The sequence below is a fragment of the Streptomyces sp. NPDC017225 genome, assembly GCF_044331465.1.
In the GTDB taxonomy this organism is placed as follows: Bacteria; Actinomycetota; Actinomycetes; order Streptomycetales; family Streptomycetaceae; genus Streptomyces.
In genome coordinates this window covers 17,772-30,572 of the sequence record NZ_JBIRNE010000021.1, presented here as the reverse complement: position 1 = coordinate 30,572, position 12,801 = coordinate 17,772, and the positions used below count along the sequence as shown (strand labels likewise).

The 12,801-nt window shown below is 73.1% G+C and carries 11 protein-coding genes; 6 read left to right on the top strand and 5 right to left on the bottom strand.

The annotated features are described in order from the left end of the window. Nucleotides 1-159: 159 nt before the first annotated feature. The 5 genes from ACH4NX_RS32080 to ACH4NX_RS32060 form a co-directional block, all read right to left on the bottom strand. Nucleotides 160-813, bottom strand: a complete 654-nt coding sequence (locus ACH4NX_RS32080) for an ABC transporter (protein ID WP_398129621.1) — start codon at nucleotides 811-813, stop codon at nucleotides 160-162. Continuing rightward, nucleotides 804-2,285, bottom strand: coding sequence for an ABC transporter permease (locus ACH4NX_RS32075; protein ID WP_398129633.1), 1,482 nt, complete (start codon nucleotides 2,283-2,285; stop codon nucleotides 804-806). The genes ACH4NX_RS32080 and ACH4NX_RS32075 overlap by 10 nt, the downstream gene beginning before the upstream one ends. 38 nt (nucleotides 2,286-2,323) lie before the next feature. After that, a complete protein-coding gene (locus ACH4NX_RS32070; protein WP_351398387.1) occupies nucleotides 2,324-3,187 on the bottom strand; it encodes an ABC transporter ATP-binding protein in 864 nt (287 codons plus the stop codon). A gap of 94 nt (nucleotides 3,188-3,281) precedes the next feature. After that, on the bottom strand, nucleotides 3,282-4,151 hold the full coding sequence (locus tag ACH4NX_RS32065) for a zf-HC2 domain-containing protein (RefSeq protein ID WP_398129622.1): 870 nt from the start codon (nucleotides 4,149-4,151) through the stop codon (nucleotides 3,282-3,284). Further along, entirely contained in the window at nucleotides 4,148-4,690 is a 543-nt protein-coding gene (locus tag ACH4NX_RS32060) for an RNA polymerase sigma factor (protein WP_279563799.1), read from the bottom strand. Before ACH4NX_RS32060 ends, ACH4NX_RS32065 begins: the two co-directional genes overlap by 4 nt. Nucleotides 4,691-5,282: 592 nt before the next feature. Between ACH4NX_RS32060 and ACH4NX_RS32055 the strand changes: the two genes are divergently transcribed. From ACH4NX_RS32055 to pstA, 6 genes are all read left to right on the top strand, one after another. Beyond that, a complete protein-coding gene (locus ACH4NX_RS32055; protein WP_351398383.1) occupies nucleotides 5,283-7,523 on the top strand; it encodes an RNA degradosome polyphosphate kinase in 2,241 nt (746 codons plus the stop codon). Further along, nucleotides 7,504-8,730 carry a CHAD domain-containing protein gene (locus ACH4NX_RS32050; RefSeq protein ID WP_398129623.1) on the top strand — a complete coding sequence of 409 codons (1,227 nt, stop codon included), beginning with the start codon at nucleotides 7,504-7,506 and terminating at the stop codon, nucleotides 8,728-8,730. Before ACH4NX_RS32055 ends, ACH4NX_RS32050 begins: the two co-directional genes overlap by 20 nt. A gap of 43 nt (nucleotides 8,731-8,773) precedes the next feature. Next, complete coding sequence (locus ACH4NX_RS32045; protein ID WP_351398379.1) at nucleotides 8,774-9,238, top strand: NUDIX hydrolase; 465 nt, start codon at nucleotides 8,774-8,776, stop codon at nucleotides 9,236-9,238. A gap of 231 nt (nucleotides 9,239-9,469) precedes the next feature. Further along, nucleotides 9,470-10,597: a phosphate ABC transporter substrate-binding protein PstS gene (gene pstS / locus ACH4NX_RS32040; RefSeq protein WP_351398377.1), complete on the top strand. Its 1,128-nt coding sequence runs from the start codon at nucleotides 9,470-9,472 to the stop codon at nucleotides 10,595-10,597. Nucleotides 10,598-10,728: 131 nt separating this feature from the next. Next, nucleotides 10,729-11,742 (top strand): phosphate ABC transporter permease subunit PstC, encoded by a 1,014-nt coding sequence (pstC, locus tag ACH4NX_RS32035; RefSeq protein WP_351398375.1) that lies wholly within the window; start codon nucleotides 10,729-10,731, stop codon nucleotides 11,740-11,742. Further along, entirely contained in the window at nucleotides 11,739-12,794 is a 1,056-nt protein-coding gene (gene pstA / locus ACH4NX_RS32030; protein WP_351398373.1) for a phosphate ABC transporter permease PstA, read from the top strand. The genes pstC and pstA overlap by 4 nt, the downstream gene beginning before the upstream one ends. Nucleotides 12,795-12,801 lie beyond the last annotated feature (7 nt).

Genomic DNA, 12,801 nt, shown 5'->3' with positions numbered 1-12,801 from the left:
CCACCGACCCCGCGCGTGAGGGCCCCGCGTGTCAGGCCGCCCGCCGCCCCCACGCGCGCGAAAGCCCCCGCACGCCAGACGGCCCGCCGACCCCGGGTACGTGAGGGCCCCGCACGCCAGACCGGCCCACCGACCCCCCGAACGTGAGGGCCCCGGGTGTCAGGCCGGCCCGCCGGCCCCCCGCGTCCTGCGGCGTCCCACGGGCTCCGGTCCGCACGCCCCCCACACCACGGCCACCGCCCCCAGCAGCACCGCCCACCGGTCGTGCGCCAACGGCCACCGCGGATCGTCGGCCGGCACGAACAGCGCCCAGCTCTCCGGCATGAGCAGGGGCGCGAGAACGGCCGTGAGCAGCAGCGTCGCCGCGACGGACGGCCCCGGACGCGCCTCGTCCGTCAGCCGTACCACCGCCGCCGCACCGGCGAGGGCGAGCACGCCCAGCGCCGCCGCCTCCAGGGTGACGTCCCCGGCCGGGGGACGGGACGCCGAGGGGGCGAGCAGCAGTACGGCCGTCCACCACAGCGCGGCGAGCGGTGCGACCAGCGCGACCCGCAGCGCCTGCCGCAGCGGACGCCGGGCCGGGACCGGCGCGGTGAGGTGCCGGGCCGGGTCGTCCAGCAGGAAGGCCAGGCCGAGCGCGCCGATCAGCGCGGTCCCCCGTAACAGGGTCAGCGTCTCCCAGGGGCTCGGCTCCGCGCCGACGACGACCGGGGTGGCCGCGAGCAGCAGCCCGACCGTCCCGGCGGCGGCCGGCGCCCGCCACGGCAGCGTGCGCCAGACGGGGACGGCCAGGGCGAGTGCCGTCACTCGCACGAGTCCGCCTTCCCCGGCCCGGCCACGCCCAGCAGTTCGGCGGCCCGGGCGGTCGTGACGCCCGGCGACGTCAGCTCGGCCCAGTGCGCCTTCACCCGGTCCCCGACACCGGGACGCGGCTCCTCCAGCAGACGCCGTACGACGTCCGTCTGTCCCTCCGTCATGGAGAGGGGGTCGGTGGGCGACAGGACGACGGCGGAGCCCTTCACGCTGTCGTCGAGACGGACCCGGCGCATGGCGGCCATCGGGTCGTCCTGCCAGCTCAGGGAGAGCCACATGAGGGTGACCATCCGCCCGTCGCAGATCTCGCTCGCCGCGTCCTCCGTCCCCGCGACCAGCACGGCGGCGACGGCACTGGAGAACTCGGGCACCCGGTTGCCACCCCACGCGGTACCCACCGTCACCTGATCGGCGTCGGTCAGCCCGGGGATCGCGGCGTCGCCTTCCATCCCGTACCGGGCGTCGATCCGCTGCCGTACGACGAGCCGCCGCTCGTGCGCCGATCCGCCCGCCAGGGACTGGACCCGGTCCACGACCCCGGCCCAGGTCCCGGTGCGAGGCCCCCACTCGGGGAAGGCGCAGTACGTCGACCGGCCGTGCTCGACGCAGGTCAGCTCGGGGCGCACCGAGGCGCGCTCGCGGGCCGCGGTCAGCTCCGGTGACGGTGCCGCGCCCCGGGCCTGCAGCACTCCGCCCGTCACCGCCAGCGCGAGGGTCAGGGCGAGGCCCGCCCGGACGGCCCAGTTCCGCCCGCCGGCGAGGAGCACGGCGAGGAAGGCCGCGCACAGAGCCGCGCCCGCCAGATACAGGGCGTGCCAGGCGGCGGGCCGTCCCAGCAGGTCGGAGGGCAGGGTGTTGGAGCTGATCTCGGCGACGACGGGCGCCAGCCACGACAGACCGCTCGCACCGCCCGGCGCCGTGCCGAGGACGAGCGTGAACAGCAGCAGGACGACCCCCAGCGGCGCGGCGAGCGCCGACCGGACCACCCGGGCCAGCAGCACTCCCACGGCCCCGAACAGCAGCACCGTCAGTGGTCCGACGAGCAGCTCGGCCGGCGAACCGTGCCCGATCGCGCCCGGCTTGAAGGCCTCCCAGGCGAACTGGCCGGCCACGCACACCGCGACGAGCAGAGCGGCCGGTACGACGGACAGCGCGTGGGCGACCGTACGGCGCCAGGGCGGCAGCACCAGCACCGCGAAGTGGTGCTCGGTGCCGTGCCGCTCGGAGCGCAGGACCGCGAAGTTGGCGCACAGCAGGACGGCCAGGCCGACGAGCATCGGCATGCTCTGGGTGGCACGGTCGACGTCCTGCAACGCCGGGTACCCGTCCCAGGAGCTCCGCGTGCGCCAGACGATCCACGCGACGTACGCCGCGAAGGCGATGACGACGGGGATGCTCAGCAGCAGACGGCGCGCCTCGAAGCGGGCCAGGGCGAGCACGGCCCGCGCACTGCCGCGCGGTTCGCTCTCCATGGCGGCGGGCGGGGTCTCCTTCAGTACGGTGCCGGCGCTCACGCGGCCACCTCCGTGCCGGCGCCGTCGAGGGCGAGCAGGTAGCCGTCTTCGAGGGTGGGGTCGACCAGTTCCGCGCCGGGGGGCGGGTCGCCCACGTTCCGGAAGGATCCGGTCCCGGTGCGCCACCCGGCCTTCGCGCCCGGGTCCTTCTCCGTGCTGCTCCACACGCGCCCGGCGGCCCGCGCGGTCAGCTCGGCCGGGGTGCCCTCGAACCGCACGGCCCCGGCGGCCATGACGACGACCCGGTGGCAGAGCATCGCGACGTCCTCGGTCTGATGGGTGGACAGCAGGACGGTCCGTCCTTCCCCCGCCCCGGCGATCAGCTCCCGGAACCGCATCCGCTGTTCCGGGTCCAGCCCGACGGTCGGCTCGTCGAGGACCAGGAATCCGGGGTCGCCGACCAACGCGGCCGCGAGCGCGACCCGCTGCCGCATGCCTCCGGACAGCTTCTTGATCCTGCGCCCGCGTACGTCTTGCAGGTCGACCTCGTCCAGCACCCGTCGCACCTCGCGGTGGCGGGCGCCACGGTCCGTCAGCTCCTTTAGGATCGCGACGTAGTCGACGAACTCGAAGGCGGTGAAGTCCGGATGGAAGCCGGGCGTCTGCGGCAGGTAGCCGAGCCGCCGCCGCACCTCCTGCCGCCCCCGCGCGGTCGCCGGGTCGTGCCCGAGCACGGTGAAGGCCCCCCGGTCGGCGGGCACGGCGGTGGCGAGTACCCGCAACAGCGTGGTCTTTCCGGCCCCGTTGGGCCCGAGCAGCCCGGTGACGCCGGGGGACAGCCGCAGCGACACGTCGTCGAGGGCGCGGGTACGGCCGTAGTGGAGGCCCAGCCCGGAGGCGGAAACGGTGGGGGGTGTCATACGGCGGTACTCCCGTGCAGGAAGGGGACGACGAACAAGAAGGAGACGAGCGGGAAGGAGACGAGAGCGGAGGAGGCGAGCGGCCAGGCGGGACTCACGCGGCACTCCGCGGACGGACGGCGCCGTCGAACCGGTCGCGGAACAGGAACAGCAGCCCGGCGCCCAGTACGGCCACCACCCCGGACACGCCCTGCCCGGCCGCGGTGAACGGCGCCAGCGGACCGTCCTCGGCCGCGCGCGCCGCGTCCGCGACCAGCAGCACGGCCACCCACGCCCCGGCAACGGCGGACGGCGCGGCCACCGGACCCAGCCGGGGCGTCAGCGCGAGCCCGGTCGCGGTGAGGGCGAGCCCGGGCAGCAGCCAGGCCAGGGCGCGCAGCCCGTACCCCGGCAGGGCGAGGGTCGCCAGCCCGTTCACCCCGAGCGCGACGGCCAGTACGGCGACCGTACGGATCATCAGCAGCCGGAAGCCGTGCATCGGCGAGACGACCGCCATCTCGTACGTCGGGTCCAGCGCGGGCCCGTAGGCGAGAGCCACCCCGGCCAGTGGCAGCAGCGGCGCGAAGGCGAGGAACAGGGTGGGCGTGCGGACGGCCCCCGCGGCGAAGGCGACGGCGAGGGTCGTCAGCAGCACGGCGACGACCGCGCCGAGCCAGGACCGGCGCAGTACGGGGGTGGCCGCGAGCAGCCGCGCCGTCGCGTCACCGACGCCGCACCGCAGCAGCAGCCCCTCCAGCCGGCCCGGCCGGGGGGCGTCCAGTTCGGCGTCGAGCCGTTCCCAGCCGATGTCCAGAGCCGCTCGGTCGCTCACCTCGGCGAGGACTTCGCGGCAGTGCGCGCAGGCGGTCAGGTGGGCGTCGGCGGACCACAGTACGGGCGCCGCCAGCTCGCCCCGGGCGTAGGCCCGCAGGTCGTCCTCGTCCACGTGCCAGGTGTTTCGGCGACGGCTGTCCTCGATACTCATGCCAGCGCCTCCCGCAGCTGCCGGCGGGCGCGCATCGCCCGCGTCTTGACCGTGCCCGGCGGAATGCCGAGCAGGACGGCCGCCTCACGGGTGGTCAGCCCGTCGACGACGGTGGCCTGGAGCACCGCGCGCAGCTCCGGGGAGAGCCGGACGAGCGCGCCGGCGAGGTCGCCGTGCTCGACCCCGGCGAGGACGCGTTCCTCGGCGGAGGCCTCGTCCCGGTGCCGCAGCCGCGCCAGTGCCTGCCGCAGGCGCCCCCGCGCCCCGTCGCCGCGCAGCACGTCGACCAGCCGCCGGGATCCGATCCGCCACAGCCACCCCGCCACGTCACCTTCCTCGCGGTAGCGCGCACTGCCGCGCCACACCGCGAGGAAGGTCTCCTGTACGACGTCGTCGACGACACCGGCGTCGGCGCAGCGGCCGCGCATGCGGGCGGTCAGCCAGGGGGCGTACCGGCGGTACAGCTCCTCGAAGGCGCGCCGGTCGGCGTCCGCCGCGACGGCCCGCAACAGCTCCCCGTCGCTTCTCGTTTCGCTCACGTCTCCTCATCGGACGAGCCCGGCCCACCGGTTCACACGATCGCAGGCGGAAATCCCACCCGGGGCACACGGACGCGTCATCCGGTCGCCCCGCACGGCACACGGGCCCGTCACCCCGTCACCCGGCGGAGACCCCGGCGCCGCACGCTCACCCCGTTGCCCAGCGCGGACCCGGACGCAAGACCGTCGTCCCGTCACCCGACGCGGCCCCGAACGACGACCGTCATCCCCTCGCCCAGCACCGCCCCGAACGCACGACCGCCGCCCCGTCACCCGGCGAAGACCCCGACGCCGCAGGGCCGTCGCCCCGCCGCCCGGCGGAGACCCCGACGCCGCACGACCGCCGCCCCGCCGCCCGGCGGGGACCCCGGCCGAACCCGCGCAGGCCGCCGCAGGCACCCGCAGGCACCCGCAGGCACCCACGGACACCACCGCCGGAAGCCCGCCGCTATCCCACACGTCATGTCCCCGTAACCATCGATTCAGACAGCCTTGCGACGCTCACCGAATGAAACCGACCGTGCCACCCGGAGCAGAACATTCCGCGCCTTCCGACGCGCCTGTCCTGCGCGTGGCGCGGAAGAATGGGTTCATGAGGCAGCCGAACACCCAGGCAGAGGTCCAGCACACGCAGCCCTCCGTGGGCTCCATAGCCGCGCACCGCCCGCACACGGTGGCCGCCACGGTCTCCGATCTGGAACCCGACATCGACGCCGACCTCGACGCCTACGAGGAGTCGGAGGAGTCCCAGGCCGGCGGCGCGCAGCTCCCGCAGGGCCGCTTCCTGGACCGCGAACGCAGCTGGCTCGCCTTCAACGAGCGTGTGCTCGAACTCGCCGAGGACCCGAACACGCCCCTCCTCGAGCGGGCCAACTTCCTCGCGATCTTCGCCAGCAACCTGGACGAGTTCTTCATGGTCCGCGTCGCCGGCCTCAAGCGCCGCATCGCGACCGGCGTCGCCACCCGCTCCGCCTCAGGCCTCCAGCCCCGTGAGGTGCTGGAGATGATCTGGGCCCGCTCCCGCGAACTCATGGCCCGGCACGCCGCCTGCTTCCACGAGGACGTCCTGCCGGCCCTCGCCGAGGAGGGCGTCCACCTGGTCCGCTGGAGCGAGCTGGCGGAGAAGGAGCAGGCCCGCCTCTTCACCCTCTTCCGGCACCAGATCTTCCCGGTCCTCACCCCTCTCGCGGTCGACCCGGCGCACCCCTTCCCGTACATCTCGGGTCTCTCCCTCAACCTCGCGGTCGTCGTCCGCAACCCGGTGACCGGCCACCGGCACTTCGCGCGGGTCAAGGTCCCCCCGCTGCTCTCCCGGTTCCTGGAAGCCGCCCCGGGCCGTTACGTCCCCATCGAGGACGTCATCGCCGCCCACCTCGAAGAGCTCTTCCCCGGCATGGAGGTCCTGGAGCACCACGCCTTCCGCCTCACCCGCAACGAGGACCTGGAGGTGGAGGAGGACGACGCCGAGAACCTCCTCCAGGCACTCGAGAAGGAGCTCATGCGGCGCCGCTTCGGCCCGCCCGTACGCCTGGAGGTCGAGGAGTCCGTCGACCGCGAGGTCCTGGACCTCCTCGTGCGCGAGCTGAAGATCGGCGAGGCCGAGGTCTACCCGCTCCCCGGCCCCCTCGACCTCACCGGCCTCTTCCGTATCGCGGGCCTGGACCGGCCCGAGCTGAAGTACCCGAAGTTCGTCGCCGGCACCCACCGTGACCTGGCCGAGGTGGAGTCCGCGTCCGCGCCGGACGTCTTCGCCGCCCTCCGCAGCCGCGACGTACTCCTCCACCACCCGTACGACTCCTTCTCGACCTCCGTCCAGGCCTTCCTTGAGCAGGCCGCCGCCGACCCCGACGTCCTCGCGATCAAGCAGACGCTGTACCGGACGTCCGGCGACTCCCCGATAGTCGACGCGCTCATCGACGCGGCCGAGTCCGGCAAGCAGGTCCTCGTGCTGGTCGAGATCAAGGCCCGCTTCGACGAGCACGCGAACATCAAGTGGGCCCGCAAGCTGGAGGAGTCCGGCTGCCACGTCGTCTACGGGCTGGTCGGCCTGAAGACCCACTGCAAGCTGTCGCTGGTCGTCCGCCAGGAGGGCGAGACGCTACGCCGCTACAGCCACGTCGGCACGGGCAACTACCACCCGAAGACGGCCCGCCTCTACGAGGACCTGGGCCTGCTCACCGCGGACCCGCAGGTCGGCGCCGACCTCTCCGACCTGTTCAACCGGCTCTCCGGCTACTCCCGCCGCGAGACCTACCGCCGCCTCCTCGTCGCGCCGAAGTCCCTGCGCGACGGCCTGGTGTCACGGATCCACAAGGAGATCCAGCACCACCGCGCCGGCCGGCCCGCCTACGTCCGCATCAAGGTCAACTCGATGGTCGACGAGGCCGTGATCGACGCGTGCTACCGCGCCTCGCAGGCCGGTGTCCCGGTCGACGTGTGGGTGCGCGGCATCTGCGCGCTGCGCCCGGGGGTGACGGGCCTGTCGGAGAACATCCGGGTCCGTTCGGTCCTCGGCCGCTTCCTCGAACACTCGCGCGTGTTCGCCTACGGCAACGGCGGCGAGGCGGAGGTCTGGTTCGGCAGCGCCGACATGATGCACCGCAACCTCGACCGCCGGATAGAGGCGCTGGTCCGGGTCACCGACCCGGCCCACCGGGCGGCCCTCAGCCGGATGCTGGAGACCGGTATGTCCGACAGCACCGCCTCCTGGCACCTCGGCCCGGACGGCGAGTGGACCCGGCACGCGACCGACGCGGACGGCCAGCCCCTGCGCAACGTCCAGGAGATGCTCATAGACGCCCGGAGGCGCCGGCGTGGCACAGCGACACCTTGAACCGACGGATCACCCCACGGCGACCGCCCGGCCGCCGGCACCCACGGACGGGGACACCCTCGCGAGCTATCTGCGCGCCCAGGCCACGGAGTTCCTCCGCGCCCTGCGCCTGCACCGGGAGTCGGGAGCGGGCGCGGGGGCAGGAGCGGGCGCCGGCGCGAACGGCGCCCAGGGCTCGGACCGGGCCGCCCCGCCCGCCGGCCACGTCGACGCGGCCCGTGCCCTGCGCCGGGCGGCCCGCCGCCTCAGCGCCACCCTGCACACCTTCCAGCCGCTGCTGGACCCCGACTGGGCGGAGAGCCTGCGCCCCGAGCTGGCCTGGCTGTCCGGCACGCTGGCGCTGGAGCACTCGTACGCGTCCCGTCTGGAACGGCTGCTCCAGGCGCTGCACCGGCTGTCGGGCTCGTCGGCGTTCCCGGCCCAGCAGCCGGCGGGCCGCACCGCCGCCGCCGTGTCCGTCACCGTGCCCGCCACCCGCCCGGCGCCCCCGGACCGCGGCAACCTCACCGTGGGCGCGGCCAAGGCGGGCGCACTGCTCGACCGCCAGTTGACCCTGGCCCGCACCCGGGCGCACTCCACCGCCCTCCAGGCACTGGGCAGCAGCCGCTTCCACGCGGTCGCCGACAAGGTCGCCTTACTGGCCAGCGAGGTGCCGTTGAGGACCACCGGCCCCGCCACCGCCTCGCCGCCCACCGGCCTCCGCCCCCTGGCAGCCGCCGCGGAGGACCGCCTCACCGACGCCGTGGCCGCCCTCCCCCTGGTCACCGCGGGGAACCCGTACAACGCGGAGGCGCTGATCCACGGCCTCTCCCCCGACCCGGCCCCACACCCCCAGGACGCCCCGTGGCACCAGGTCCGCCTGCTGCTGCGCCTGCACCGGTACGCGCTCGAGGTACTGACCGCCGAGAACGCGGAAGTCACGCAAGGCGTACATGGCGCACAAGGCGCCGACCATGCCGATGCCACCACCGACGACGCCGATGACTGTGTGGACGTGCGCATCCTGGCCGCCGACGAGGCCCTGAACCGTCACCGCGACGCCTCGGAGGCCGCCGCCGCCGCGGCCCAGGCCGCCCGTACGCCGCGCATCGCCCCGGCGACGGCGTACGCGCTCGGCGTGCTCCACGCCGACCAGCGGCATGAGGTGGAGGCGGCGAGGTACGCGTTCCAGCACAGCTGGCGCAAGGAACCCATCAGGCTGCCGTAGTTCCGCCGCGCGCCCGCCACAGGACAGGAGGCGCGAGCGCACCGTGAACCCCGCCGAGGACGCCACTCCCTCCGACGCCCCCACCACCCCCACCGTCCACGCGGCGGGCTGCGTCCTGTGGCGCCGCGCTCCCCGCCCCGCCGGCCTGGAGCTCTGCCTCGTCCACCGCCCGAAGTACGACGACTGGTCGCTCCCGAAGGGCAAGCTGCGGCCCGGCGAGGACCCCCTCGCGGGCGCCCTGCGCGAGGTCGCGGAGGAGACGGGGTACGCCGCGGCGCCGGGCGCCGAGCTGCCCACCGTGCGCTACGTCGCGAACGGCCGCCCCAAGGAGGTCCGGTACTGGGCGGCGGCGGCCACCACCGGCGCTTTCACGCCGTCCGACGAGGTCGACCGCATCCTGTGGCTTGCGCCCGAGGCCGCCCGCGCCCGCCTCACCCGCCCCCTGGACCGGCCCCTCGTCGACGCCCTGCTGGCGACGCACCTGCCCGGAACCACTCCGTGTCCTTGACGTAAGCGTTCCGTGACCTCACCGCACCGTCCACAGGGGTTCACCCCGCGTTCATTTACGCCCATTGGCGCCTTCACCTGTTCTGCCTACTTTCGGCCTTACGCGATACGAGTCGCACCTCGAAAAGGCGTCCGTATCACCCAGTCTTGATCAATCGTCTTCATCGTCTTCAACGCCACTCCTCGCACGCCGCCGGATTCAGGACGGCGGCTCCTGGAAGGAACTCCCTCAGTGAAGCTTCAGCGCATGAACCGGCGGGCCCTCGCTCTCGGTGCTCTCGCCGTCTCCGGCGCCCTGGCCCTCACGGCGTGCGGCTCCGACGACACCGGCGGCAACAGCAGCGGCGGTGACGCCAGCGCCGCCGCCAACAGCAACATCAAGTGCGACGACGCCAAGGGCCAGATCCAGGCCTCCGGCTCCTCCGCCCAGAAGAACGCGATCGACGCCTGGGTCGCGCAGTACGCCGCCGCCTGCAAGGACGTACAGCTCAACTACAACCCGACCGGTTCCGGCGCGGGCATCACCGCGTTCCTCCAGGGCCAGACCGCCTTCGCCGGCTCGGACTCGGCGCTGAAGCCCGACGAGATCGCGAAGTCCAAGGAAGTCTGCAAGGACGGCCAGGCCATCGACCTGCCGATGGTCGGCGGCCCGATCGCCGTGGGCTTCAACGTCCCCGGCGTCGACACGCTCGTCCTGGACGCCCCGACGCTCGCCCAGATCTTCGACAGCAAGATCACCAACTGGAACGACGAGGCGATCGCCAAGCTGAACCCCGAGGCCAAGCTGCCCGACCTCAAGATCCAGGCCTTCCACCGCTCGGACGAGTCCGGCACCACGGACAACTTCACCAAGTACCTGAAGGCCGCCGCGCCCCAGGACTGGAAGTACGAGGGCGGCAAGTCCTGGGAGGCCAAGGGCGGCCAGTCCGCGCAGGGCTCCTCCGGCCTCGCCCAGCAGGTGAAGCAGACCTCGGGCGCCATCTCGTACTTCGAGCTGTCGTACGCCAAGGGCGGCGTGAAGACCGTCGACATCAAGACCGAGGCGGCCGAGCCGGTCAAGGCCACCGTCGACAACGCCACCGCCGCCATCGGCGCGGCCAAGGTCGTCGGCACCGGCAAGGACCTCGCGCTGGAGCTGGACTACACGCCGGAGGCCGACGGCGCCTACCCGCTCGTCCTCGTGACGTACGAGATCGTCTGCGACAAGGGCAACAAGGCGGAGACCCTGCCCGCCGCCAAGTCCTTCCTGAACTACATCGCCTCGGAGGACGGCCAGGGCCTGCTGAAGGACGCCGGCTACGCCCCGATGCCCGCCGAGATCATCACCAAGGTCCGCGAGACCATCTCGGGCCTGAGCTGACCCGAGTGCGGTCCGGCCCCCGCGCGGGGGCCGGACCGCACCGTCCGGTGCACCGCCGCCAGGAGCCCCCCGAGACGGACGGCTCCGCCCGAGCCGCCGCGTACGACGGCTCCGCAGACCGGAGAAACCCGATGGACATAACCACTGACCCCCAGAAGCCGGCACCAGCCCCCGTACCGCACCAGCCCCCCGGAGGCGGCACCAGCCGCGCCGCACGCGGCGCCACCCGCCCCGGCGACCGGATCTTCCTCGCGCTCTCCCGCGGGTCCGGCATCCTCGTGCTGGTCATCATGGCCGCCATCGCGGCCTTCCTCACCTACCGCGCCTCGATCGCCATCAGCGAGAACGAGGCCAACTTCTTCACCTACCTCGAGTGGAACCCGACCGGCATGCCGCCGGAGTTCGGCATCGCGGTCCTGGCCTTCGGCACCGTCGTGTCGTCGGTCATCGCGATGGCCGTCGCGGTCCCGATCGCGGTGGGCATCGCGCTGTTCATCACGCACTACGCGCCGCGCAAGCTGGGCGGCCTGATCGGGTACGTGATCGACCTGCTCGCCGCAGTGCCCTCGATCGTCTACGGCCTGTGGGGCGCGCTCGTCCTCGTGCCGCACATGGAGGGGCTCTTCGGCTGGCTGGACGACTACCTCGGCTGGACCGGCGTCTTCGAATGGAACGACGGCGCGCCGCGCTCGCTGTTCACCGTGGGCATCCTGCTCGCGATCATGATCCTGCCGATCATCACCAACGTCAGCCGTGAGGTCTTCCGGCAGGTCCCGCGCATGCACGAGGAGGCCGCACTGGCCCTCGGCGCCACGCGCTGGGAGGTCATCCGCATGTCGGTGCTGCCCTTCGGCCGCTCCGGCGTCATCTCCGCCTCGATGCTGGGCCTCGGCCGCGCGCTCGGCGAGACGATGGCCGTGGCGATGGTGCTCTCCTCCAGCTTCGAGATCAACCTCAGCCTGCTCGACACGGGCGGCGGCACCTTCGCCCAGAACATCGCCAGCAAGTTCAACGAGGCGAGCGAGATGGGCCGTGACGCGCTGATCGCCTCCGGTCTCGTCCTCTTCGTCATCACCCTGCTGGTCAACGGCGCGGCCCGGATGATCATCGCCCGCCGCAAGGAGTACTCGGGGGCCAACGCATGAGCAACGCAACCCTTACCCCCGCCGGCCGCAGCTCGCTGCGCGGCGCCACGCTGCCCAAGTGGTTCCTCTGGGCGGTCGCCGCCGGCTCGATCGCCGCCGGGCTGGGCATCAGCGCCGCGGCCGGGCTGAACAGCAGCATCCAGTGGGCCCTGATCGCCGCGGTCCTCTTCATCCTGGGCACGTACGGCATCTCGGCGCGCGTCGAGGGCGGGCGGCAGGCCAAGGACCGGGTGGCGACCAGCATGGTCTGGGTCGCGTTCATCGTGGCCGTGGTCCCGCTGGCCTCCCTGGTCTGGGCGACCGTCAAGCGCGGCGTGAAGGTCCTCGACGGCTACTTCCTCACCCACTCGATGGGCGTGGTCCGGGACTCCGAGCCCGGCGGCGGTATCTACCACGCCATCCTCGGCACCCTGGAGCAGGTCGGCATCGCCGCGGTGATCTCCGTGCCCGTCGGTGTGCTGACCGCGATCTACCTGGTCGAGTACGGGCGCGGCAAGCTCGCCAAGGCCGTCACCTTCTTCGTCGACGTCATGACGGGCATCCCGTCGATCGTCGCCGGTCTCTTCATCCTCAGTACCTGGATCCTGATGCTGGACATGGGCCCGTCCGGCTTCGCCGGTTCGCTGGCCCTGGCGATCCTGATGATCCCAGTGGTCGTCCGCTCCACCGAGGAGATGCTCAAGCTCGTCCCCAACGAGCTGCGCGAGGCCTCCCTGGCGCTCGGCGTGCCGAAGTGGCGCACGATCCTGAAGGTGGTCCTGCCGACGTCGATCGGCGGCATCACCACCGGCGTCATGCTGGCCGTCGCCCGCATCACCGGCGAGACGGCCCCCGTGCTGCTGCTGGTCTGGGGCACGGACTTCATCAACGCGAACCCGTTCCAGGACGCGCAGGAATCGCTGCCGATGTACATCTATCTGCAGTACTCCAACAGCGCCGGTGCCGGCGCGGCGTACGATCGCGCCTGGGCCGCGGCCCTGACGCTCATCGCGTTCATCATGATCCTCAACCTTCTGGCCCGCGGCATCGCCCGCTGGAAGGCCCCGAAGTGACATCTAT

Coding starts and splice junctions, on each gene's coding strand:
- ACH4NX_RS32055 (WP_351398383.1), top strand. CDS start 5,283: ATGAGGCAGCCGAACACCCAGGCAGAGGTCCAGCACACGCAGCCCTCC.
- ACH4NX_RS32070 (WP_351398387.1), bottom strand. CDS start 3,187: ATGACACCCCCCACCGTTTCCGCCTCCGGGCTGGGCCTCCACTACGGC.
- pstA (WP_351398373.1), top strand. CDS start 11,739: ATGAGCAACGCAACCCTTACCCCCGCCGGCCGCAGCTCGCTGCGCGGC.
- ACH4NX_RS32075 (WP_398129633.1), bottom strand. CDS start 2,285: ATGGAGAGCGAACCGCGCGGCAGTGCGCGGGCCGTGCTCGCCCTGGCC.
- ACH4NX_RS32065 (WP_398129622.1), bottom strand. CDS start 4,151: ATGAGTATCGAGGACAGCCGTCGCCGAAACACCTGGCACGTGGACGAG.
- pstC (WP_351398375.1), top strand. CDS start 10,729: ATGGACATAACCACTGACCCCCAGAAGCCGGCACCAGCCCCCGTACCG.